Origin of the sequence: Haloarcula sp. KBTZ06 (genome assembly GCF_048595605.1) — an archaeon.
Lineage (GTDB): Archaea > Halobacteriota > Halobacteria > Halobacteriales > Haloarculaceae > Haloarcula > Haloarcula hispanica.
The window spans coordinates 498943-520643 of record NZ_CP184337.1 but is presented as its reverse complement, the minus strand read 5'-3'; the positions used below and the strand labels follow the sequence as shown (position 1 = coordinate 520643).

General features: G+C 65.8%; 25 protein-coding genes and 1 pseudogene. 12 read left to right on the top strand and 14 right to left on the bottom strand.

Annotation, left to right across the window (positions count from 1 at the left end):
* Nucleotides 1-111 precede the first annotated feature (111 nt).
* Complete coding sequence (locus tag ACNO8S_RS02790) at nucleotides 112-648, bottom strand: HIT family protein (protein ID WP_064288254.1); 537 nt, start codon at nucleotides 646-648, stop codon at nucleotides 112-114.
* A 243-nt stretch (nucleotides 649-891) separates the two neighbouring features.
* Here ACNO8S_RS02790 and ACNO8S_RS02785 point away from each other — a divergent pair, with 243 nt between their 5' ends.
* A complete protein-coding gene (locus ACNO8S_RS02785) occupies nucleotides 892-1089 on the top strand; it encodes a hypothetical protein (RefSeq protein WP_004518623.1) in 198 nt (65 codons plus the stop codon).
* A gap of 232 nt (nucleotides 1090-1321) precedes the next feature.
* Here ACNO8S_RS02785 and map read toward each other — a convergent pair whose 3' ends face one another.
* Both map and ACNO8S_RS02775 read right to left on the bottom strand, forming a co-directional pair.
* Nucleotides 1322-2218 (bottom strand): type II methionyl aminopeptidase, encoded by an 897-nt coding sequence (gene map / locus ACNO8S_RS02780; protein WP_014039607.1) that lies wholly within the window; start codon nucleotides 2216-2218, stop codon nucleotides 1322-1324.
* A gap of 43 nt (nucleotides 2219-2261) precedes the next feature.
* Nucleotides 2262-3104, bottom strand: a complete 843-nt coding sequence (locus ACNO8S_RS02775; RefSeq protein ID WP_420182446.1) for an isoaspartyl peptidase/L-asparaginase — start codon at nucleotides 3102-3104, stop codon at nucleotides 2262-2264.
* A 151-nt stretch (nucleotides 3105-3255) separates the two neighbouring features.
* On the opposite strand from ACNO8S_RS02775, the gene icd reads away from it, so the two are divergent.
* Nucleotides 3256-4518 carry an isocitrate dehydrogenase (NADP(+)) gene (gene icd / locus ACNO8S_RS02770; RefSeq protein WP_014039605.1) on the top strand — a complete coding sequence of 421 codons (1263 nt, stop codon included), beginning with the start codon at nucleotides 3256-3258 and terminating at the stop codon, nucleotides 4516-4518.
* A gap of 139 nt (nucleotides 4519-4657) precedes the next feature.
* Here the strand turns inward: icd and ACNO8S_RS02765 are convergent, their stop codons facing one another.
* Nucleotides 4658-4885: a hypothetical protein gene (locus tag ACNO8S_RS02765; protein ID WP_008310699.1), complete on the bottom strand. Its 228-nt coding sequence runs from the start codon at nucleotides 4883-4885 to the stop codon at nucleotides 4658-4660.
* 81 nt (nucleotides 4886-4966) lie between these two features.
* Here ACNO8S_RS02765 and ACNO8S_RS02760 point away from each other — a divergent pair, with 81 nt between their 5' ends.
* The gene (locus tag ACNO8S_RS02760) at nucleotides 4967-5191 is read left to right on the top strand and encodes a hypothetical protein (protein ID WP_014039604.1); all 225 of its coding nucleotides are present in this window, start codon (nucleotides 4967-4969) and stop codon (nucleotides 5189-5191) included.
* Nucleotides 5192-5210: 19 nt separating this feature from the next.
* Here ACNO8S_RS02760 and ACNO8S_RS02755 read toward each other — a convergent pair whose 3' ends face one another.
* Both ACNO8S_RS02755 and ACNO8S_RS02750 read right to left on the bottom strand, forming a co-directional pair.
* Complete coding sequence (locus ACNO8S_RS02755) at nucleotides 5211-6008, bottom strand: hypothetical protein (RefSeq protein WP_064288251.1); 798 nt, start codon at nucleotides 6006-6008, stop codon at nucleotides 5211-5213.
* Between the two features lie 37 nt (nucleotides 6009-6045).
* Nucleotides 6046-6384 carry a cupin domain-containing protein gene (locus tag ACNO8S_RS02750; RefSeq protein ID WP_008310705.1) on the bottom strand — a complete coding sequence of 113 codons (339 nt, stop codon included), beginning with the start codon at nucleotides 6382-6384 and terminating at the stop codon, nucleotides 6046-6048.
* Between the two features lie 288 nt (nucleotides 6385-6672).
* On the opposite strand from ACNO8S_RS02750, the gene ACNO8S_RS02745 reads away from it, so the two are divergent.
* Nucleotides 6673-7197, top strand: coding sequence for a DUF5817 domain-containing protein (locus ACNO8S_RS02745; RefSeq protein WP_420182445.1), 525 nt, complete (start codon nucleotides 6673-6675; stop codon nucleotides 7195-7197).
* Nucleotides 7194-7547 (top strand): hypothetical protein, encoded by a 354-nt coding sequence (locus ACNO8S_RS02740; protein ID WP_420182444.1) that lies wholly within the window; start codon nucleotides 7194-7196, stop codon nucleotides 7545-7547. Before ACNO8S_RS02745 ends, ACNO8S_RS02740 begins: the two co-directional genes overlap by 4 nt.
* A gap of 21 nt (nucleotides 7548-7568) precedes the next feature.
* On the opposite strand, the gene hmgA is transcribed toward ACNO8S_RS02740, so the two are convergent.
* Nucleotides 7569-8786: a hydroxymethylglutaryl-CoA reductase (NADPH) gene (hmgA, locus tag ACNO8S_RS02735; protein ID WP_050007558.1), complete on the bottom strand. Its 1218-nt coding sequence runs from the start codon at nucleotides 8784-8786 to the stop codon at nucleotides 7569-7571.
* 81 nt (nucleotides 8787-8867) lie between these two features.
* Here hmgA and ACNO8S_RS02730 point away from each other — a divergent pair.
* The 4 genes and pseudogenes from ACNO8S_RS02730 to nadC all read left to right on the top strand — a co-directional run bounded on the left by ACNO8S_RS02730 (nucleotide 8868) and on the right by nadC (nucleotide 14110).
* A pseudogene (locus ACNO8S_RS02730) lies at nucleotides 8868-10363 on the top strand (amidohydrolase).
* Between the two features lie 269 nt (nucleotides 10364-10632).
* Nucleotides 10633-11760 (top strand): quinolinate synthase NadA, encoded by a 1128-nt coding sequence (nadA, locus tag ACNO8S_RS02725; protein WP_196219990.1) that lies wholly within the window; start codon nucleotides 10633-10635, stop codon nucleotides 11758-11760.
* Between the two features lie 2 nt (nucleotides 11761-11762).
* Nucleotides 11763-13289, top strand: coding sequence for an L-aspartate oxidase (locus ACNO8S_RS02720; RefSeq protein WP_014039596.1), 1527 nt, complete (start codon nucleotides 11763-11765; stop codon nucleotides 13287-13289).
* Nucleotides 13289-14110 carry a carboxylating nicotinate-nucleotide diphosphorylase gene (nadC, locus tag ACNO8S_RS02715; protein WP_058990876.1) on the top strand — a complete coding sequence of 274 codons (822 nt, stop codon included), beginning with the start codon at nucleotides 13289-13291 and terminating at the stop codon, nucleotides 14108-14110. The genes ACNO8S_RS02720 and nadC overlap by 1 nt, the downstream gene beginning before the upstream one ends.
* A gap of 7 nt (nucleotides 14111-14117) precedes the next feature.
* Here the strand turns inward: nadC and ACNO8S_RS02710 are convergent, their stop codons facing one another.
* Entirely contained in the window at nucleotides 14118-14609 is a 492-nt protein-coding gene (locus tag ACNO8S_RS02710; protein WP_023843134.1) for a pyridoxamine 5'-phosphate oxidase family protein, read from the bottom strand.
* Between the two features lie 90 nt (nucleotides 14610-14699).
* Nucleotides 14700-15434, bottom strand: coding sequence for a bifunctional helix-turn-helix transcriptional regulator/GNAT family N-acetyltransferase (locus ACNO8S_RS02705; protein WP_014039593.1), 735 nt, complete (start codon nucleotides 15432-15434; stop codon nucleotides 14700-14702).
* A 183-nt stretch (nucleotides 15435-15617) separates the two neighbouring features.
* On the opposite strand from ACNO8S_RS02705, the gene ACNO8S_RS02700 reads away from it, so the two are divergent.
* Nucleotides 15618-16286 carry an RNA 2'-phosphotransferase gene (locus ACNO8S_RS02700; RefSeq protein WP_151102938.1) on the top strand — a complete coding sequence of 223 codons (669 nt, stop codon included), beginning with the start codon at nucleotides 15618-15620 and terminating at the stop codon, nucleotides 16284-16286.
* A 17-nt stretch (nucleotides 16287-16303) separates the two neighbouring features.
* On the opposite strand, the gene gpmI is transcribed toward ACNO8S_RS02700, so the two are convergent.
* Nucleotides 16304-17863, bottom strand: a complete 1560-nt coding sequence (gene gpmI, locus ACNO8S_RS02695) for a 2,3-bisphosphoglycerate-independent phosphoglycerate mutase (RefSeq protein ID WP_420182443.1) — start codon at nucleotides 17861-17863, stop codon at nucleotides 16304-16306.
* Nucleotides 17864-18033: 170 nt separating this feature from the next.
* Between gpmI and ACNO8S_RS02690 the strand changes: the two genes are divergently transcribed.
* Both ACNO8S_RS02690 and ACNO8S_RS02685 read left to right on the top strand, forming a co-directional pair.
* Nucleotides 18034-18426: a DUF7522 family protein gene (locus ACNO8S_RS02690; RefSeq protein WP_004593761.1), complete on the top strand. Its 393-nt coding sequence runs from the start codon at nucleotides 18034-18036 to the stop codon at nucleotides 18424-18426.
* A 55-nt stretch (nucleotides 18427-18481) separates the two neighbouring features.
* Nucleotides 18482-19732: a DNA double-strand break repair nuclease NurA gene (locus ACNO8S_RS02685; protein ID WP_014039590.1), complete on the top strand. Its 1251-nt coding sequence runs from the start codon at nucleotides 18482-18484 to the stop codon at nucleotides 19730-19732.
* Nucleotides 19733-19738: 6 nt separating this feature from the next.
* On the opposite strand, the gene ACNO8S_RS02680 is transcribed toward ACNO8S_RS02685, so the two are convergent.
* The 4 genes from ACNO8S_RS02680 to ACNO8S_RS02665 all read right to left on the bottom strand — a co-directional run bounded on the left by ACNO8S_RS02680 (nucleotide 19739) and on the right by ACNO8S_RS02665 (nucleotide 21652).
* A complete protein-coding gene (locus ACNO8S_RS02680; RefSeq protein ID WP_014039589.1) occupies nucleotides 19739-20041 on the bottom strand; it encodes a DUF7521 family protein in 303 nt (100 codons plus the stop codon).
* The gene (locus tag ACNO8S_RS02675) at nucleotides 20041-20391 is read right to left on the bottom strand and encodes a helix-turn-helix domain-containing protein (protein ID WP_420182442.1); all 351 of its coding nucleotides are present in this window, start codon (nucleotides 20389-20391) and stop codon (nucleotides 20041-20043) included. Before ACNO8S_RS02675 ends, ACNO8S_RS02680 begins: the two co-directional genes overlap by 1 nt.
* Before the next feature lie 90 nt (nucleotides 20392-20481).
* Nucleotides 20482-20817: a DUF7113 family protein gene (locus ACNO8S_RS02670; RefSeq protein WP_014039587.1), complete on the bottom strand. Its 336-nt coding sequence runs from the start codon at nucleotides 20815-20817 to the stop codon at nucleotides 20482-20484.
* Between the two features lie 43 nt (nucleotides 20818-20860).
* A complete protein-coding gene (locus ACNO8S_RS02665) occupies nucleotides 20861-21652 on the bottom strand; it encodes an endonuclease/exonuclease/phosphatase family protein (protein ID WP_079980821.1) in 792 nt (263 codons plus the stop codon).
* Between the last annotated feature and the right edge of the window lie 49 nt (nucleotides 21653-21701).

Genomic DNA, 21701 nt, shown 5'->3' with positions numbered 1-21701 from the left:
TTGGCGTCTACTGAAAAAGGCCCACCCGATGCTTTTCAGCTACCGGAAATCGGCCGTTTCACCACAGTCCCACGGACGAAGACCGCGTCTCTGTCGGTACGGCCGGCCGAACTACTCGATTCGGACAGCCCCGTCGTCAGGAGCGGTTGTCCCGTCCTGTGATGCGAACGCAGCGTAGAGCCGGTCGTACGTCTCTTCGACGGCCTCGACGATGACTTTCGTGTCACTGATGACCGGCATGAAATTGGTGTCGCCGTTCCACCGCGGGACGACGTGAGTATGGAGGTGGTCGTCAATCGACCCGCCGGCCGCGGAGCCACCGAGGTTCAGCCCCGCGTTGAACGCGTCCGGGGACAGCGCCGTTTCGAGAGCATCGAAGGTCCGCTGTTTCAGTCGGGCGTGATCGAGCAGGGTTTCGTCGTCGAGGTCGCCGTACTCGCCGGTGTGGGTGTGGGGAATGACCATCACATGCCCGGGGTTGTAGGGGTAGTTGTTCAGGAGGACGAAGGCGTGGTCGCTTCGTGCCACGAGGTTGTTCGCCCGGTCGTCCTCCCCCGCTTGAAACGCACAGAACACGCAGTCGACATCGGGGTTCGTCTCCTCGCGTTCGACCCACTCGATGCGCCACGGCGCGAACACCTTGTCCATACCGCCAGTTGTCGACCCACCAGCAAAAACAACGTGACTGTTGCCGCAGAAGCTCTATATAAAAGTGTTGGCCGTTCACGGTCGTAGACCGGATTCTATAGCCTTAGATGGGCTTTTAAACATTCTTGTCCTCTCTAAGGCAGCAATCCGAAAAAATCGGCCGCTATCTGGCGATAAACAGTGCTGAACGGACCAGAACTGAAGGTGGTTTTTATACTCCGTACCCGGCTTGTATCAGGCGGGATGGCAGCGATAAACGACGGCGTTGACATGGCTGAACACTGTTCGACGTGTGACCGCGAGACACCGCACGCCGTGCGTGTCCAGATACAGACAGAGTCCGATAAACGCGAGAACGCGGCGTTCTCCCGAGAGCCGTATCGGGTCAGCGAGTGTCAGATCTGTGGTACAACCACGTCAACGCGGATGAACAACGCCTGACCATCCCACACACCCCACCCCCACCCCACCGTTTCCATACGCCACGCGGTCTCTGACTGCGTGGCCACACACCCCCCACCCCACCGTTTCCATACGCCGCGCGGTCTCTGACTGCGTGGCCACACCCCCCACCCATCACACCCTTTCACACCGGCCACAGAGAGATGTCGCTGTGGATGCTCAAGAAGCGGAGTCCGGTGTCAGTCCAGCGGGTTCGAAGCCGGTGTTCACGCTACCGCGAACGGGTCGTCACTTCACAGCCGTCCTCGGTGATGATAACGGTGTGTTCCTTCTGACTGACGTAGGCCCCGTCCTGCTCCTTAAGAACTGGATAACCGTGGACGATATCCTGCTGTTTCAGGCGGCGAAGCGCCATCTCCGCTCGCGGCGAATCGAGCCAGCGGGCCGCGAAGGGGAGGGTCCGATACTCCTCGGTAATCTGTTCGAGGACCTGTCGAGCCTGCCGGTTCCGAACTGACCCTTCCCGTTCGAGGGCGAAAATCTCCTCGTCGGCCCCTTCCTGCACCTTACCGCGGCCATCGGTGGCGAACGGCTCGATGGCGACCACGTCGCCCACGTCGAGCGTTGCACCCTGTGCCACCTCGCGGTTCGGGATGTTCGGCGACGTGTGCTGCTCCCAGTGGCCCAGTCCGTGGCCGGTGAGGTTCACGACGGGGTTGTAGCCGTACCCCTCGATGACCTCCTCGACGGCCGCGCCGATCTGGCCTACATCGACACCGGGGCCGGCAACGTCCAGCGCGGCGTCCAGGGCCTCGGCGGGCGCTTCGGCGAGTTCGTCCTGCCCGGAGAGGTCGACCGTCACGGCGGTGTCGGCGAGCCAGCCGTCGACGTGGACGCCGATGTCGAGGTTGACCATTTCCTCGCCGAAGGTTGCGTCGTCGTCGCGTTCGGGCGTGGCGTGGGCCGCCTCCTCGTCGATAGAGATGTTCACCGGGAACGCCGGCTTGCCGCCCAACTCCTTGATTTTGTCCTCGGCCCACTGGGCGACTTCGAGATGGGAGACGCCCACCTCGACGCGTTCGGCTGCCTCGTCACGTACCTGTGCTAGAATCTCGCCTGCTTCACGGCATTTCTCGTACTGCTCGGAATCGAAGTCCACGTCAGTCATGCACGGCGGTTAGTCGGTGGCGGGCAAAGGGGTTTCCCTCTGGCTATCGCCTCGCGGTCTGCATCGCGGCGGTGTTGCGTTCGGCTCCGGTGTGGCCGGCGTGGTCGAGCACGATTACGCCGGCGCGCCCGCCAGTGGCGTCCTCGAAGTCCGCAATCGCCTCCTCGGCGGCCTGTCGCGGGCCGTACGTGTCGAGCAGTTCGACGGCGCGGCGGGCTAGGCCGAACCGGGCAATAGCCTCCCCTTCGCCGGTCGCGCTCGCGCCGCCGCGGTCGTCCGCGTAGAAGCCAGCGCCGATCTGCGGTACGTCGCCGACCCGACCGGCCAGCGCGAACCAGCGCCCGGCGGTCGATGTCGCCGCCGCGAGCCGGTCCCCGTCGGTCGCGACCGCGCCGACGGTGTCAGTGCCGCTGAAATGCTCACGGACCCATTCAAGATGATCTGCGGGTCCGCCATCGGGAGGGTCAGCGGCCTCGTATCGCTGTCGTGTCTCCGCAGTCGTGAGGTCGCGACCGGTTTCGACACCCATGCCTGCCGCGAAATCGCCGGCCTCGTCACCGGCCAGCAAGACGTGTGGTGTCTCAGTTGCCACCGTATAGGACACGTCCGCGGCGTGTACAACGCCAGACATTGCACACGCCGCCCCGACCCGACCGTCGTCGGTCATCAATCCGGCGTCGGTCCGGACCTCCCCATCGCTCTGGACGGCCCCACCGACGCCGGCGTTGAACGCCGGATCGGATTCGAGCGGTCGAAGCGCGGCCAGCACCGCGTCCATCGGACCCTCCGCCGCCGTTGCCTGTTCAGCGGCGTCAGTGAGTGTTTCCTGCCGAGTAGCCGGTGACTCCGGTGGACTGCCCGCGCCGCCGTGGACGATGACGTGCATGCAACCCCGTTGACACACGAACGGCATATCACCTCCGGCTATGACGTTAGTGTCGTCCCGACGTTCGGTCGAAGCCCTTTCTTTACGGACTGTGTTACCATGTCTGAGGGAAAGCGGCACGCCTTTAGGGGCGACTGTCAATTGGCGGAATATGGGCTACGATTACGATAAAGTGGAGGTTCCCGACGAGGGACAGCAGATTCAGGTCACGGAGGACGACGAACTCGACGTTCCGGAGAACCCGATCATCCCCATCATCCACGGGGACGGTATCGGGACGGACGTCGGTCCGGCCGCACAGAAGGTGCTCGAAGCCGCCGCGAACGCCACCGGCCGTGACATCTCCTGGATGCGCGTCTACGCCGGCCAGTCCGCCCGGGACAAGTACGACGAGAACCTCCCTGACGACACCGTCGAGGCGATCAAGGAGTTCAACGTCGCTATCAAGGGGCCGCTGACGACGCCGGTCGGCGCCGGCTTCCGCTCGCTGAACGTCGCGCTCCGGAAGACGCTCGACCTCTACGCGAACGTCCGCCCGACCTACCACATCGAGGGCGTCCCGTCACCGGTCAAGGACCCCGAGGAGATGGACATGGTCACCTTCCGGGAGAACACCGAGGACGTCTACGCCGGCATCGAGTGGGAGGCCGGCACCGACGAAGTCGAGGAAGTCAAGGAGTTCGTCGAGGACGAGATGGACTTCGACGAGACCATCCACGACGGCCCGGTCGGCATCGGCGTCAAGCCGATCACCGAGTTCGGGACCAAGCGCCTCGTCCGCGAGGCCATCGACTACGCCCTCGAAGAGGACCGCGACAGCGTCACGCTGGTCCACAAGGGCAACATCATGAAGTTCACCGAGGGTGCCTTCCGCGACTGGGGCTACGAGGTCGCCGAAGAGGAGTACGGCGAGCACGTCATCACCGAGGACGAGCTGTGGGATGAGTACGACGGCGAAGCGCCCGAGGACGCGCTGGTCGTCAACGACCGCATCGCCGACAACATGCTCCAGCAGCTCCTGACCCGTACCGACGAGTACGACGTCATCGCGACGATGAATCTCAACGGGGACTACATGTCCGACGCCGCCGGCGCACAGATCGGTGGGCTCGGCATCGCCCCCGGTGCGAACTTCGGCTCGGCCCGCTGTCTCGCCGAACCGGTCCACGGCTCCGCGCCGAAGTACGCCGGCGAGGACAAGGTCAACCCGACCGCGATGATTCTCTCCGGCCGCCTCATGCTCGAATACATGGGCTGGAAGGACGCCGGCCAGCTCGTTCGTGACGCCGTCGAGGAGACCATCTCTTCGGGCGACGTCACCTACGACCTCGAACGCCAGATCGAGGGCGGCAACAAGCTCGCCACCAGCGAGTTCGCCGAGAAGGTCGTCGAGAATATAGAGAAGCTCGCGTAAGCGAGTCGCGCTGATCACCCAAACTCTACATTTTTATCGCGCACAACAGCCGGGACTGGCGAGACGAGCGGTCGTGCTGTCGGGAGAACGGGGCCGTAGCTCGGGAGTCGTTTTATCGAGCGTATCCGTCAGAGAAGGGTTACTCGGTCAGCGGAAGGACCACACCGAACACGAGCGGTGAGAGGAGACCGACGAGAATACCGAGCATTTCCATGTCGACCAGCAGCGTGTCGCCCCAGGCGGGGAGCGTCCCGAGAACGGCGCTTCCGGCGACTTCCCCCGCGATGCCGAGGAGGAACAGCCCCGCCCCAAGCATGAACCCGCGCTTTGCGAGTGTCGCGTAGTCCGCGTTCCAGTTTTGGCTCATACAGGTCCGTTCTCGCGAGCCTACAAAGCTCTCTCGGATCGAAAGAGCTACAAGCGGGTTGACACTGATATCTGCGCATACATGGTTTCAGAATCGCTTCCGGAGCTACTTGAACTCCTTCTCTCGACGGTTCTCGCGGCCGGGCTAACTGTGGGAGGAGCACTCACCGAACAGGCCGCTCTCGCCGACCTGTCCGGCGGCATCTCCGCGTTCGCTGCGTGGGAAGTATATATGGGGCTGGTCCTCCTGTACGCCGGCTATATGCTCGCCTCCCGCCGAGTCCTGCCCGCGCTCGGTAGCGCCTGAATTCGTTCGTTGCGGGCGGTTATTCCTGAAGCGACCGCTGGGTCGTGTTCGCGACCCACACCGGCTGTGTCACTGTCGTAGACCCGACGTTTCGTAGCCGCAGGTATTGCGTGACACGGACCTGCTGGTCGCTCCGTTCGGCATCGAATGCCAGCCGAAGCGCCGAGACGGTACCGTCGTGACTGACGCGGAGCCGGACAGAGACATTGCGAGGGGCGCTCACGAACAGGGGTGTACTGAGCCTGTCAGGGTCCGTGAAACGGGTGCCGACGAGGACGACGCCGCCGTCGCTCCGGTCGGCAACGGAGAGATCGACGGCTTCCCCGATACCGCGTATCATCCGCCGCTCCGAGAGGTCTGAGACCGGGCCGTCGTCGCGGACAGTCCACTTGACCCGCTGGGGCCCGTTCGATCGCTCGTCGTACCGGGCCGCGACGATGGAGCCGTTGGTCCAGTAATCAATGCGGGTCGTAAAAGTGTTCAGTTCGGTGCCGTTCTGGCGGAACTGCCCGGCGTACGTCGTCTTGTTCGCCGCGACGTGGCGTGTGTGGTCGGACCGCCGGAGTACCGTCCCGTTGCTGTCGGTGACCCGCTGGCGGGAGACCAGCGTGTAGTTTGTCGTCGCGAGCGTCCGCGCGTGGGCGCTGGCCAGCACTGGCGGCACCACTGCCTCGTCGCTCACGCCCGGCGGATACCCGACCCCATCGGTCGGCACCGCTGCCGGCGTGACTGTTTCGGGGCTGTCCTGCTGGACGAAGCCCGAGCACCCGGCGAGTACGAGCGCGAGCGTCACGACAGCAGCCACTGCTCGCGTCATTGATTGCGCTACGGCCGCCGGCCCCAAACAGTTGTGGCTAGTCCTGCCAGTCCGGGTTCGATCTGGGCGGACTGAACACGTCGATACCCCGGACCGGTTCCTCGCCGTCGTTGCGCGCTTCGTGTGGCTCCTCACTCGGGACCACGTAGGAGTCCCCGGGGCCGATGACGTACTCCTCGCCGTTGACGTGGAAGGTAAAGGTCCCTTTCACAACGTAGCCGACCTGCTCGTGGCGGTGGCTGTGTTCCGGGACGGCCGCACCGGGGTCGATGTGGAACTGCTGGACGCTCATCTGCTCTCCGACCGCCAACTGTGTCAGGTGAACGCCGTCGACTGCTTCGACTGTCTCACAGGCCGCCTGTGGTACTTCCCTCATGCGCTATGCTGTCGTACCCGGCCCACCTAAGCGTTCGTCCGCTCAACATCGGTGATAGCTTGGCCGTAGCCGCCACTACCACCCAGAAAGCCCCGACTCGCTGCGCTCCTTGGTTGCTGCACTCCCTGCGGTGCTTGCTTCGTCTCAAACGCCCAGCGACTCGCCCCTTTCAGTCCCACCCACGGCGGCTGACCAACCGGCGTTTTGGTCTCACTACTGCCAGACGCGCCACACGGTCCGGCGTTCTCTGTCGGTGGATTCAGTACCGTCCGGCCCTGACAGAGAGGTATGTACGCGGTCGTCGGGTGTAGCGAGTGCAGCGCGCTGTGGGTCACCGAGGGGCGGCCGGAGACGACCCAGTGCCCGCGGTGTGGCACGCGCCGGAAACACGAGAAGCGTCGGAAGTTCGTCGAGACAGACGACGAGGCCCACGCCCGAGAGGTTCGAGCGTCGATGCTGGCGAACCGCCAGGGGGAGGGCGACGCCTTCGCGGAGTTGGATTCCTACGCCGAGATGGAGCGGCAGGTCGACGACGCGGGCGTGGACGACGAGACGTATCTCGAAGATTCGGGGGTGGACACCGACGCCGTGTCGGCGGCTGCCGAGCGCGCCGAACAGGGGGCGACGGGCGGGTCGAGCCGTAAGGAGACGGTAACGAACGCGTTGCGGGCACTGGACGAGCCGACCGAAGACGATATCGTGGCCTACGCCGAGGAACGCGGCGTCCCGGCGTCGTACACCCGGAAGGCACTGACAAAGCTGGTTCGCGCCGGCAAGGCATCGGAGAGCCGGGGGCAGTACCGGCTGCTATGACCGCGACGCTGGACTTCGAGCCCGGCCCAGTCGCGGTCGGGACGCTTGTCGGTCTCTCGGGATTGCTGTTCTTGCTCACGCCGGTCGTCGAGCCGGTTGCTGTGGGTTCACTACGGGTGAGCACGGTCGCGCTCTCGGCGGTCGTCCTCACGCTCGGATTCGCGCTGGGGACGGTCGTGTTCGCCCGGCGGGGCCAGCGGCTGTTCGCCATCGCACACGGTGTCTTCGCCGTCGCGTGGGCGTTGCTGGTGTTGGGTCCACTGCTTGGGCAGGAAGCACTCCTGCTCGCCGGCGTCGTCGTGCTGGTGGCCGGAGCGGGATTTCTGGTGAGTCAGCGCCGGCAGCGGTAGCGCACTGACACAGGAGCGGCGCTACCGCCCGAGGTCGGCGTGCGCCGAAGAGAGGTGGCGCGAGGACAGCGCCGCAAGTAAAGAGAGTTCGCCAGCCAGTGCGCCGGCGGCGATGACCTCCGCGAGCGCGTCGGCGTTGCTGCCGGCGGGGTCGCCGCCGCCGCCGTAGCCCAGCACGTCAAGCGCCTCGGACTGCGTGGGGAGACCCGTCCCGCCGCCGACAGTGCCGACCTCCAGCGACGCGATAGTGACCGATGCGTACAGACCGTCCTCGCGGGCGTCGACGGTCGTGATAGCGTTGCTCCCCTCGACCACCTGCGCGATGTCCTGCCCGAGCGCGAGGAAGGCGGCGGCGACGACGTTGGCAGCGTGGGCGTTGAACCCCAGCGCGCCGGCCTTCGCCGAGCCGACGAGGTTCTTGCGGGTGTTGGCCTCGACGATAGCGTCGGAAGTCGTATCGAGTCGCTCCTCCACCTGCTCGTGGGGGATGAGCACGTCCGCGGCGACGGTCCGGCCGCGGCCCTCAACGGCGTTGATGGCGGCGGGCTTCTTATCCGAACAGAGGTTGCCCGACAGCGCCACGAGGTCGGCCGGGGTTTCGGACTCGACAACGTCGCAGGCCGCCTCCGTCGCGATGGTGGCCATGTTCATCCCCATCGCGTCTTTGGTGTCGTAAGAAAAGCGCAGGAAGACGCTGTCGCCGACGACGTAGGGTGTCACGTCCTGTAGCTCGCCGTGGCTCGTCGTTGATTCGGCAGCGTCGGCGAGGACATCGACGTGTTCGCGGACCCAGGCCGACACCTCGCCCGCCTCGGCCACGTCCTCGACGCGGAACACCGGCGCGCGGGTCATTCCGGATTTGAGGACCCGAGCGGTCGCGCCGCCAGCGTTGCGAATCGTCGAGACGCCGCGGTTGACGGAGGCCAGCAGCGCGCCCTCGCTGGTCGCCAGCGGGAGGTGGTGGTCGCCCTCGGCGGCCCCGCCGTCGACGGGCAGCGGGCCGACCACACCCATCGGGACCTGCGCCGCGCCGACCATGTTCTCGATGTTGCTCTCGGCGTCGGCAGCGTCGAAGGTGTAGTCGCCGACCGCTGAGAGGTCCGCGCCGGTCTCCTCGGCCAGCAGGTGTCTACGGGCCGCCGCCGCAGTGTCGGGGTCGGCGTGGTCTTCCAGTTCGTAGAGCCGCAACTCACCGTCACGAACGCGCTCCGCGAGCGCCGTAGCGTCGGAGTCGGTCATACTGACCGGTGTGGCTTCGGGACTCCTAACAGTTGCTCTTGGCAGGCCAAGCGTTTTGCAGTCGCCGCGCCCGGAGTCTGTATGGTCGACCGCGTATTCACGAACTGTGAGGTGCGGCCGCTGTCCGGCGACGGTCCGGCATCGGCGGTCGCAGTGACGAACGGAACTGTCACAGCCGTCGGCGACCCGGATGACCTCTCGACCGCGGGTGCCGAGACCGTCGACTGTCGCGGTGGCGTGCTGTTGCCCGGCTTCGTCGACGCCCACACGCATCTTGACATCGTCGGCCGGCGTGCGGTCGAAGCCGACCTCGCCGGGGCGGACAGCCCGGACAACTGCATCGACCGGCTGCTGGCGGCCGACGACGGCGAGGACTGGGTTCTGGGCTTTGGCTACGACGAGAGCGACTGGGACGGAGACCTGTTGCAGGCGGCGACGCTGGACCGGGTGAGCGCTGAGCGTCCGGTCGCGGCCGCACGCGAAGATATCCACACGGTGTCGGTGAACCACGCCGCGCTGGACGTACTGGATCTGCCCGACAACGGTGTCCGCACCGAGGACGGCGCGCCGACCGGTGTGCTCGTCGAGGAAGCCGCTGAGGCCGTCTTCGACGCCATCGCGCCCGACTACACACAGACACGGGAGTATCTGCTGGCTGCACAGGAGGTGGCGCTCTCGGAAGGAATTACCGCCGTCCACGACATGGTGCGGCAGTCTCACGCCCCGCGAGTGTACCGCGACCTAGACACCGAGGACGCACTCTCCCTGCGAGTGCGGCTCAACTACTGGGCAGACCACCTCGACGCAGTCAGGGAGCTTGGCCTGGTGACGAACCACGGGAGCGACCGAGTGCAAACGGGCGCGATCAAGACGTACATCGACGGGTCGCTCGGGGCCGGCACCGCGCGGCTCCGGGAGCCGTACGCCGACAGCGACAGCGTCGGCGAGTGGCGAACGGACCCAGATGCCCTCCGGGAACTCGTGTCAGCGATCGACGACGCGGGCCTCCAGTTCGCCGCTCACGCCATCGGCGACGCGGCTATCGACGCGCTGCTTTCGGCTATCGAATCAGTCGACGCCGCGGACGAGCGCCATCGCGTCGAACACGCCGAGGTGCTCACCGGCGACCTGGCGGAGCGACTGGCGGCGTCGCCACTGGTCGTTTCGGCGCAGCCGAACTTCCACCGCTGGGCGGTGCCGGGCGGCCTGTACGACGAGCGACTCGGCGAGCGCCGCGCGCTGACGAACCGGTTCCGCGACATCGTGGATGCCGGCGCACAACTGGCCTTCGGGAGCGACTGTATGCCGCTTTCCCCGCTGTATGGCGTCCAGCAGGCCGTCACCGCGCGGAGTCGAACCAGCGCCTGACAGTCGACGAGGCGCTCCGAGCGTACACCAGCGGTGCCGCGTACGCGGGCTTCGACGAGGACCGGATGGGCACGATTACGCCGGGATCGGTTGCAGATTTCGCCGTGCTATCGGCCTCTCCGTGGAGCGTACCGGATGGTGATATCTCGGACGTAGCCGTCACGCTGACCGTCAGCGACGGCGAGGTCGTGTTCGATTCCGGCGAGTAAGTCCGACAGACGGCAGTATCGACGCGTCACGTTTCCTGTTTCTCGGTAACAAACAACATAATTCGACAGTACGGGATATAGAAGCAGTTAGATCGCCAAACCCGGATATAAAACCCGATAGGCCACCAACACCTGAAACAGAACTGTAGTTACCTCCAATATCAGGTATGCAATTTCCTTGCCCACCAACCCTCGACTTTGAAGATAAAATCTTTTCACGAAGGAGTTCTGAAGTGTGAGTACCGACAGGTGGATACATCGTGCCCGAAATGGAAACCGCCGCGTTCGAGACGGACCTCAGCCTCTTCAAGTACGACAACCTCGAGCAACTCCCGCCGGCGTACCGGGACCTCGAGGCGGACGAGCGGACCGAGCGCATCGAGAGCGCGCTCGATACCCTCGGCGACGACGTGGTCATCCTCGGCCACAACTACCAGCGCCGGGAGATCGTCGAACACGCCGACTTCATCGGCGATTCCTACCAGCTCTCGAAGGAGGCCGCCGAGTCCGACGCCGACTACGTGATTTTCGGCGGCGTGACGTTCATGGCCGAATCCGCGGACATCATCACGGACGACGACCAGTCCGTGATCCTCCCGTCGATGGAGGCGTCCTGCCCGATGGCGGGCATGGCCGAGGCGCTGCAGGTCGACGCCGCGTGGGCAGAACTGACCGCGGCGCTCGACGACGACGAAGAGATTATCCCCATCACGTACATGAACAGCTACGCCGACCTGAAGGCCTTCTGTGCCGAGCAGGGCGGCCTGGTGTGTACGTCCTCCAACGCCCACAAGGCCTTCGAGTACGCCTTCGAGAAGGGCGACAAAGTACTCTTCCTGCCCGACAAGCACCTCGGCGAGAACACGGCCCACCGGCTCGGCATGGCCGACGAAACCGTCGAGTGGGACCCGTGGGACGCCGAGGGCACCGACGCCGCTGACGCCGTCGAAAACGACGTCATTCTCTGGGAGGGGTACTGTCAGGTTCACGAACGCTTCCGCGAGCACCACATCGAATCGATCCGCGAGGACTACCCCGACGCGAACGTCATCGTTCACCCCGAGTGTCGCCGCGAGGTCGTCGAGGCCGCCGACGTGGCCGGCTCTACGTCGACTATCTGTGAGTCCGTCGCCGAGGCTGATCCCGGCGAAACGTGGGCCATCGGCACCGAGATTCACCTCACCCACCACCTCCAGCGGTGGCACCCCGAGGTGGATGTCGTCCCGCTGTGTGGCGACGCCTGCATGGACTGCAATGCCATGCGCCAGATCGACCCGAACTACCTCGCGTGGGTGCTTGAGGAACTGGTCGAAGGTCGCGAGCGCAACGTCATCGAGGTCGCGCCCGAGGAGAAGGAACTGGCACAGGTCGCGATGGACCGAATGCTGGAGATCTAACCATGACGGACGACCCGATTACGACGGACGTGCTGGTCGTCGGCTCCGGCATCGCCGGGCTGGCGGCGGCGCTCGCCGCGGCCCGTGAAGGCGACGACGTGACGCTCGCCACGAAGGCGACCCGTCCGGAAGGCTCCTCATCCTGGTGGGCTCAGGGCGGCATCGCCATCTCCCGAGATACGCCCGAAGAATTCAAAGACGACATCATGGCCGCCTCCGACGGCACCGCCGACCCCGACGCCGTCGATGTGCTGGTCGAGAATGCCAACGAGGCCGTCGAGGACGTGCTGCTTGAGACCTTGGACGTCGAGTTCGACCAGAACGGCTCGGGCCACGACTTCACCCGCGAGGCCGCCCACAGCGAAGACCGCATCCTCCACGTCGATGCCTCCACGGGCAAACACATCCACGTCCCGTTCCTGAACTACATCGACGACCACGACGGCGTGGAGATTCTGGACGACACCGCCGCGCTCGAACTCATCCGTCACGAGGGGCGGGTCCACGGCGCGATGCTCGAATCCGACGGCGAGGTCGACCCGTACTTCGCCGGCAGCGTCGTGCTGGCGACGGGCGGTATCGGCGACCTCTACCCGCGGACGACGAACCCCGACAACACCACTGGGGACGGCATCGGGATGGCCGCACTCGCCGGGGCCGAGGTCGAGGACATGGAGTACGTGCAGTTCCACCCGACGGCGTGCGTACTCGAAGGTAATTCCGGTAGCGCTGAGGTCGCCTTCCTCGTCAGCGAGGCCGTCCGCGGCGAGGGCGGCCTGCTACGCAACGACAAGGGCGAGCGGTTCATGCCCGACTACCACGCGGACGCCGAACTCGCGCCCCGCGACGTGGTGGCCCGGGCAGTCAAGGCGGAGCGAGAGGCGACCGGTGAGGTGACGCTGGATGTCTCGCCGCTTGACTTCGCCGAAGAGTTCCCGAACCTCGCAGACCGCTGTAAAGAGCACGGCATCGACTGGACAGACGGCATTCCGGTCGCGCCCGCCGAGCACTTCCTCTGTGGCGGCATCAACGTCGACGACCGCGGCCGGACGACACTGGACCGGCTCTATGCCGTCGGCGAGTGCTCTCGAACCGGCGTCCACGGCGCGAACCGCCTCGCCAGCACCTCCCTGCTCGAAGGGCTGGTCTGGGGCCTGCGCGCCGGCGAAGACGCCGCCGGGGCCGAGCCGGAGCCAATCGAAGCGCCGGAACTCCTCGAACGCGACCCGGACCTGCCCGAGCGGTTCGCCCGCGACAAGTTCCAGCGGCTGACCCGCGTGATGGACGAGAACGTCGGCGTCGAGCGCGACCCGGCCGACCTCCAGCGGGCGATGGCCGTCCTCCGCCGGCTCAAGGGCGAGGTCGACGCCTACGTCCGCACGCGGACCAGTCGCTCGCTGTACGAACTCCGCCACGCCAGCGTCACCGCCCTGTTGATCGCGCGCCACGCCGCCGAGAACGAGGAGAGCGTCGGCACGCACAATCTCGTGGATGCGAGCGAGGAACCACCGGAGTCCACGGCTGACTGATGCTCGCCGACAGCGACATCGAGCGGTGGCTCCGCGAGGACGTGGGCCACCACGACGTGACCAACGACGTGCCCGGCACGACCGAGGGGCGACTGGTGGCAAAAGAGTCCGGCGTCGTCGCCGGCCTTGACGCTGCCACCGCGGTGTTTGAGTATCTGGACTGTGCAGTTGAGACACCGGTCGACTCGGGGGCGGCCATCGACGCCGGCGACGTAGTGCTTCGCGTCGACGGCCCCGCGCAGTCGGTCCTCCGCGGCGAGCGCGTCGCCGTGAACATCACCGGCCATGCCTCGGGCGTGGCGACGAAGACACGGGCCGCCGTCGATGCGGCGGAATCGGCTGCGACAGATTCCACCCCTCGTATCGCCGGCACGCGCAAGACGACTCCCGGCCTGCGCGGCATCGAGAAGCGGGCGGTAGCGGCCGGCGGCGGCGACACCCATCGACTGGACCTCTCGCACATGGTGATGGTCAAGGACAACCACATCGCCGAGATGGGACTGGTCGACGCCATCGAGCACTTCCGCGAGCGGGCCTCCTTCGCGACGAAACTCGACGTCGAGGTCGAAGCTCCGGAGGACGCCCCGCGGGCCGCCGAGGCCGGCGCGGACATCGTCCTGCTCGACAACATGTCCCCCGCGGAAACTGAGCGGGCCGTCGACAGAGTGGCAGCGTCTACTTCCGGCGCGCTCACCGAGGCTAGCGGCGGTATCACAGTTGCGGACGTGCCGGCCTACGCCGAAACGGGCGTGGACATCATCTCGATGGGGTCGCTGACCCACTCCGCGCCGACGCTGGATTTCTCTTTCCGCACGGGCTAGGTACCGGTCAATCCGGCCCGCTCGTCGAGAATTCGGTTCTGAGTTCCGGCGGGAGTTCGAGTTGCTTGATACCAACCCGGTCGTCGATCCGGAACCGATACAGCGCTGTGGCTTCCGTCTCGGCCGCCCGTTCGAACACGTCGGGCGTCCAGGAAGTGTCTATCTGTTCTTCGATTGCCCTGCGTTCGTCGTCAGGGACTCGTTCGATGGTCCCCGTCAGCAGGACGCTGCGCCAGTTGAACGTCGTTTCGACGTCGTAGATGAGAAACCGGGCAACGTCCGCGTGGTCGCTTGCCGTCACTTTCCGGCTGTCGGCACCGAGAACGTAGACGAAGTAGAGCGCGGACTCGCCGTCGTACCAGAAACCAAGCGGGCGCAGTAGCGGCGCGGAATCGGTCGGGACGCCAAGCACGCCAATGCTCTTCCGTTCGAGGGTCTTTTCGATGTCCTCGACGTTCATCCGGAGCATTCCGTAGTCTTCTAGTTCGGTAACTGTCATGTCGTCACTTGTCGGTAGATAATCATAAAGCCATAGGGCGCTAGCCCCGGGTTCTCCGCTCACAAGGGTGGCCCTTGCCGTCAGTCCGTCTCAGTCCAGCCGGCGCGCCAGCATCACCTCGTCGACCAGTTCGCCGTCGATCTCGTAGTGGCCATCGCGGACAGCCTCGACCGTCCAGCCGGTCTCCTTCAGGAAGTCGATGGCCCGCTCGTTTGTGGCCGGCAGGCTGTTGTACACCTTTCGACAGCCGCGGCTCGCGGCCCATTCGACCCCGCGGTGGAGCAGGTGGCTGCCGATACCGTGGCGGCGGTACGTCTCCATTACTCCGAGCGTGAGTTCGGCCGTCGACGCGAGTTCGGCCACCTCGGACATGGCGACGTGGACCCAGCCGACGACGTCGTCGTCGACCGTGGCGACGAACACGACGCGACAGCGGTTTGGGCCCCAGCGGACGAGCGTGTCCTCGTAGGCCAGTTGCTCGGCGACACCGGCCGCGATGATGTACGGTGCCTCGCTGGTCACGTCGCGTATCGTGCCGACGACGCCGGAGAGGTCCGACGGCCGGGAAGGTCGTATCTCGTAGCTGACGCCGGCCTCGTAGTGTTCGGCCGTCTCGCCGTGGTGGAGCGCCACGGTCAGCTTCCCGTCCTCGGTGGACTCGATGAGGTCGTCCCGTTTGAGAATGGAGACATGGTGCTGGAACCGCTCGGGATCGACGCTGATGGCTTCGGCCACCTCGGCGGGCGCGACGGGGCCGTTCCGCTCCACGAACCGATACACGTCGGACCGCTCACCGCCGAGTTCGAGGTCTGTTGGGGACGGCATTTCGCTATGGCTCACTGATGCCTGTATCCACTTGAAAATTCCCGAGAAGTTAGTCTGAGAGCTTATGTCGACTTGCCAGCAGCGATGCCGTGGCCGCCGGTGAAAGCGTCTGGCAGCTGTCGATACGCGGGCCGTCGTCACGTCCGCGTGATGCTTTTGTATGGTCGTGGCTCATTCTCGACCATGCCAGACGCGGTCCGTCGCTGTTCCGAGGACGGCTTTTTCGAGGGGGATGCGTGCCCGGTCTGTGACAGAGAGGGGACCCTCGTTCTCGACGGCGAACGGCGGCGACAGCTCTCGAAATTCACCTCGGGAGCGCTCAGACACTTTCCCGAGGACGCCGGTATCGAGGTAGACGAAGCGGGGTGGACGGCGTTCGCGTCCCTCCAGGCCGCAGTCGAGCGGAAGTACGACTGGGCCGACGGCGAGGCGCTGGCTGGAGTCATCGCCACGGACCCGAAAGGGCGGTTCGAGCGGACAGGAACCAGTGACGAGTCAAGTACAGTGGCCGCTGGCGGCCGCGTTCGGGCGGCCTACGGGCACTCTGTCGACGTAACCTTGGATGCGACCGACGACCCCATCCCGGCGACGCTGTATCACGGAACTGCCCCGCGAAACGTCGCCTCGATACGCGACGCGGGACTGAAGCCGATGGGGCGACAGACGGTCCACCTCTCGGACTCCGTCGCGGCGGCCCGCGAGGTGGGGCGTCGCCACGCCGCCGACCCCGTCGTGTTCGTCGTCGACGCCGCGGCGATGCAAGCCGACGACCGCCGAATCGTCAAGCGCGGGACCGAGACGTACACGACTGACCGCGTGCCGCTGGGGTATCTCTCACTGCTCGAAAAATAGCGTGATCGCGTCGCCCGCTATTCGACAAGCGGCGTGCCGGTCATCGCCTCCGGCTGGTCGATGCCCATGAGCATGAGCATCGTCGGCGCGAGGTCGGCCAGCGTCCCGCCATCGCGGGCGGTCCGTCCGCCGGCAGTCCCGTCGGCGGCGAGATAGATGAACGGGACGGGGTTGGTCGTGTGGGCTGTGTGCGGGTCGTCTTCGGTCCCCATATCGTCGGCGTTACCGTGGTCGGCGCAGATGAGGACGTGGCCGCCGGCATCCTGAATCGTCTCGACCAGTCGACCGAGCTGTTCGTCGACGGCCTCGACGGCGGTCACCGCCGCGTCGAAGTCGCCGGTGTGGCCGACCATATCGGGGTTCGCGAAGTTCAGGACCATCGCGCTGGGGTCCTCAGTCTCGATGAACTCGATAGCGGTGTCGGCCAGTTCCGGCGCGCTCATCTCTGGTTGCAGGTCGTAGGTCGCCACGTCGGGGCTGTCGACGATTTCTCGGCTCTCGCCGTCGAACGCGACCTCGCGACCGCCGTTGAGGAAGTAGGTGACGTGGGGGTATTTCTCCGTTTCGGCCAGCCGGATCTGGATCTTCCCGGCTTCAGAAAGCACCTCGCCGAGTACGTCCTCGGGCTGGTTCGGCGGGAAGGCGACCGGCAGGTCGAACGTCTCGTCGTACTGCGTCATCGTCACCAGCCGGGTGTCCGGCGGCTCGGTGTCGGCCCCCCAGTCGTCCGGGCGGATGTCGCCGAGCATCCGGGTGAGTTGTCGGGCGCGGTCCGAGCGGAAGTTGAAGAAGATGACCGCGTCGCCGTCTTCGAGACCGGCGTGGTCGCCGACGGTCGTCGGCTCGATGAACTCGTCCGTGGTGTCACGGGCGTACGACTCCGTAGCGGCCGTGACGGCGTCATCCGCGTGGTGGTCGCCCTCGCGGTGGACGATGGCGTCGTAGGCCCGACGGGTCCGCTCCCAGTTCTGGTCGCGGTCCATCGCGTAGTAGCGCCCGCAGACGGTGGCGACGTGGCCAGTTCCGTGCGCCTCGGCGTGGGCTTGTAGGTCCGCGAGGTAGTCCTCGCCGCCGGTCGGCGAGGTGTCGCGGCCGTCGGTGAAAGCGTGCGAGACGGCGTCAGTCCCACGCTCGCCAGCGAGTTCGATGAGCGCGTGGAGGTGGTCCTGATAGGAGTGGACGCCGCCGTCCGACACGAGACCCATGAAGTGGACCCGGCCGCCGTGGTCCTCGGCGTGCTCGAAGGCCGACAGAACCGTCTCGTTCTCGAAGAATGGCGGGTCCTGTGCGGCGTCATCGGGCGGCGACTCGCCCCGGGAGCGCGCGATACTGTCGCTGACGCGGGCGGAGTCCTGCTTAACGACGCGGCCGGCCCCGATGTTGAGGTGGCCGACCTCGGAGTTGCCCATCTGGCCCTCCGGGAGGCCGACCCGGCGGCCGTGGGTGGCAAGCGTCGACGCTGCGCCCGCGTCTCGGTAGCGGTCGAAGTTCGGCGTGTCGGCGGCGGCGACGGCATCCCGGACATCGTCGTCCGGATTCAGGCCCCAGCCGTCTAAGATGATAAGTCCGACGTCCATACCCGGTGGGTCACGCGACCGGCCTAATACACTGTCGGTCAGTCCCGAACGTGACGGTCGATAATGCGAAATTCGGCGGCTCTGGTGTCGGTACTCCATGTCGCTACTCCGCTATCGCTGCCGGTATCGGGAACCCTGAAATTAAGAGGGTGGCCCGCCTTCGGTCTGGCATGACTCGGAACATTCTCTCGGACGATCTGGCCGACGCAATCGTCACGACAGCCCGGACAGCGACGGGTGACTCGCTCCGTTCAGTGACGTATTTCACGCGTGCGAACTTCGAGCAACTCTACCTGCGGGAGGACCTTGAACAGGACGCCGACCTCAACGACTTCGTGGGCCACGAATGGCAGGGGTACAAGCAAACGAAAAACGCATATCAGGAGTCCGAACTGGGCGACTACCGCTTCACCGTCCGCGCGTTCTCTAACGGCTACCTCCTGCGGGCGACGACCGAGCGCCAGGGCGTGCTCATCACCACGGACGGCCTGACGATGCAGTCCTACGAGGAGATCGCCGAGGCCATCGAACGCCTGCTCCGCGAGGAGTCGGGCAAGGAGTAACCACCGAATCGGCAGGTGACCAAAGGGTTATCCCCGTCCCCGCGAACGCACGGGCATGACGCTGGACCCGGTCCACGTCGACGGCATCGCCAAGCTCGCCGGGCAGGTGCGCGAGACCGTCGAGACGAGCGACCAGGAGGCGGCCGCCGAGGAAGTCTGGGACAGTTTTCTCGACCCGCTGTGGCAGGACGGGACGAAGATTCTGGAACCGCTAGGCGAGCAGCGCCGCCGGAAGGTTCCCATCGAGGACATCGCGCTGGCGGACCCGCCGTTTCCAACCCAGCACGGCCTGGATTCGGGGACTATCAATCCCACGACATTCAAGAACGGACTGGTGCTGGACGTGGCGCAGGCGGCGATGGGCAGCGTGCCATCCGACGTCGAACTGCATCGCGGCCGGACGATCATCATGGCCGTCCACTCGAACGACGCGACGCTGGGGTTCGACGGCGAGTGGCAGGGCGGGGACCGCGGCTACGCCAAGCGGCGCGTCCTCGACGTGCCCCAGGTCGACCGCTACGAGCAGCGGGTCGTCCACGCGCTGGCACTATACCTCGCCGAGAGCCAGCACGCGCTGACCAACGCCGACGTGGTCGAGGACCTGTTCATCCTCGACGGCCCTATCTATCCGACCGGTGTCCTCCGATGGGCCGACCGCGACACCGAACTGGCCGACCTGCTCGCGGAGGACGACCGCCCCAAAACGGTCGTGAACAACTACGTCGACCTCGTCGAGCGGTTCGTCGAGCGGGACGTCCCGATGGTGGGGTTCATCAAGAACTCCTCAACGAAGGCCCTCACGCGGGCGCTCCGGCGCAAGACCAACGCGCCGTGGGTGAACGACACCGCCTTCTTCCGCCGAATCCTGGAGCGTCGCGACGACGATGGTGAGCGGCAGACCGACTGTCTCACCGCGACGAACTGGTTCCGTTCGCGGGGCGGCACCGACGGCATCATGGCCGCCGACGGCGACGCGCTGGGCATCGAGCGGTCGCTCGACCCCGAGGCCTACGAGGTGACGTTTTTCGTTCTCTACGACCCGCGCTCGGACCTCGTGTTCCGCGTCGAGGCCCCGTACGCGTTCACCAAAGACCCGGAGTGTCGGGCCAAACTCACACGGCAGATACTCCACGACGTGGCCCGGGAACAGGGGCCGCCGCTGGCTATCGGGAAGGCTGACGAGTTAGCGAAGATCGACCGCCAGGGCAGCGAGGAACTCACCCGCCGCATCGAGCGGACCTTCGAGACCGACCGCGAGCGGGAGTTCAACGATATCCGGTGGGGAGCCGTCGAAGAATCGTTCTGAAGCGTGCTATCCGCGGCGGGCCAGAACGATGGCGTACAGGAGGACGAGGAGCCCGACGAGTTCTGTGATAGTGCCCGGAAGGGGAAACACCACTCGCGGGAAGACCTGCACGGCACCAAGGGTAACGAGGTACGAGACGAAGGTGAGGAGGCTGATTCCGACGGCCAGCGCGAGCATGGAGCGGGTCCGCTGTCGACGGTAGCCGACGAGCGCCAATGCAGCAATGAGCAGCCCGACCCCCGTCTGTGCGAGGTGGAAAGCAGTGTTCACGGTAACCCACGTTTCGGCGGAGAGGCCGGCAACGTCCATCAGAGCCCCTCCCAGAGATCCACCAGCGCGTCGGCGAACTCGTGTGTCGTCGATTCGACGGAGAGGCTGACATCGAAGGTCCCGTCGGTAAGCCGCACGGTGAGTTCGTCCATCTGTGCCTCGTACACGTCCGGGTGGTGGCCGTCGTCCGCGAGTCGCGTCGGAGCGGCGACGAGGCCGCTGTCCTCGAGGGCGTCAAGGCGGCGATACACGGTCGAGAGCGACATGTCGCAGTCGTTGCTGAGTTCAGTTGCAGTCATCGGTCTGTGACTCGTGGCTGCAAGGAGCGCGCGAGCGTAGTCATCGTCGAGGAGGGCGAACACCTCGGTCGGGGACGGGTCCTCGGCCACGCGCAGTGGGTTCACCCGTCACATTGGTATAACTCACTGGTCGTTCGCTGACTCAGAAAACGGACGGTCGATTACAGCGGACCTGTGCAGCTACGCCGTCTCAGCTTGCTGCACCGTCACGTCAACGGTCTCGCCAGCCACGCCGAGCCGGGCGAACTGCGTTCTGACGTGTTCCTTGGCCGCGTCGATGGCCGCATCGCGCGTCTCGAAGCCGCGGGGCATCGGGGACTCGAAAGCAATCCGGATCTCGCGGTCGCCGATAGACTGGACCTGACCGCCGCTTTCGACCTCGTAGAAGGCGTCACAGAGCCAGACGTAGGGCGTCCCCTCGTCCGGCGCGCCGTTGAACTCGGGCGGCTCCTCGCCCGGTTCGTACAGCGTCCCGGTCAGCGCCGTCCCGCCTGCTGTCCCCCGAATAAGCAACATAGCTCACTGTAGGGGCCACACAGGCAAAAGATTCTCCCCCAGGTCAGGGCTCGCAGTCGACCACGACGGGCAGGTGGTCGGAGCCGTAGTGGTCGTCGTCGCGGTCGGCGATGACCGCTCTGGTGTCGACGGCCACGTCCTCGCTGACGAACACATGGTCGATCCCCATCTCGGGGAGCAGAGCGTGGAAATCGGTCCGGCTCGTCGTCGGGCCGTGGGTGACGGTCGCTGTGTCGCGGGCGTCGACGAGCGTGCGGCCGTCCGGGAGTTCGTGGCCCTCGGCCCGCTCGTAGGCCGGCTCGCCGACGACACAGTTGAAATCGCCGGTCACGACTGCGGGGGCCTCGCGGGCGATGGAATCGAGGTGGTCAAGCACCAGTTCGATACCCTCGACACGCGCGTCAGCCCCCTGATGGTCCAGATGCGTGTTCAGACACAGGAGGTCATCGTCGGTGTCGCGGTCACGAAGGCGGGCCCAGGTCGCTACGCGGGGGTAGGCGGCGTCCCAGCCGACGCTGCTCGGCTCGGCGGGCTGTTCGGAGAGCCAGAACGTGTTCGTGGCCGCACAGTCGAAGCGCTCGGCCCGGTAGCCGATGGCCGTGTGCTCCCCGCCGGCATCGACGGATTCCCGTGGGTCACCGACCCACTCGTAGCCGTCCAGCAACACCTCTAGCTCCCGGAGCTGGTGTGCCATCGCTTCCTGAACCCCGATAATATCGGGGTTGTGGTACTGGATTATCCCCGCCACCAGCCGCCGCCTGTGAGGCCACCCGTCTACCCCATCCCCGGCGGTGTCGTACCGCACATTGAAAGACATCACCCGCGTCGGCTTCATATGCGTTCGTTGACAGCCATCCGGGTAAGGTTTCACATTCATGCTGCTG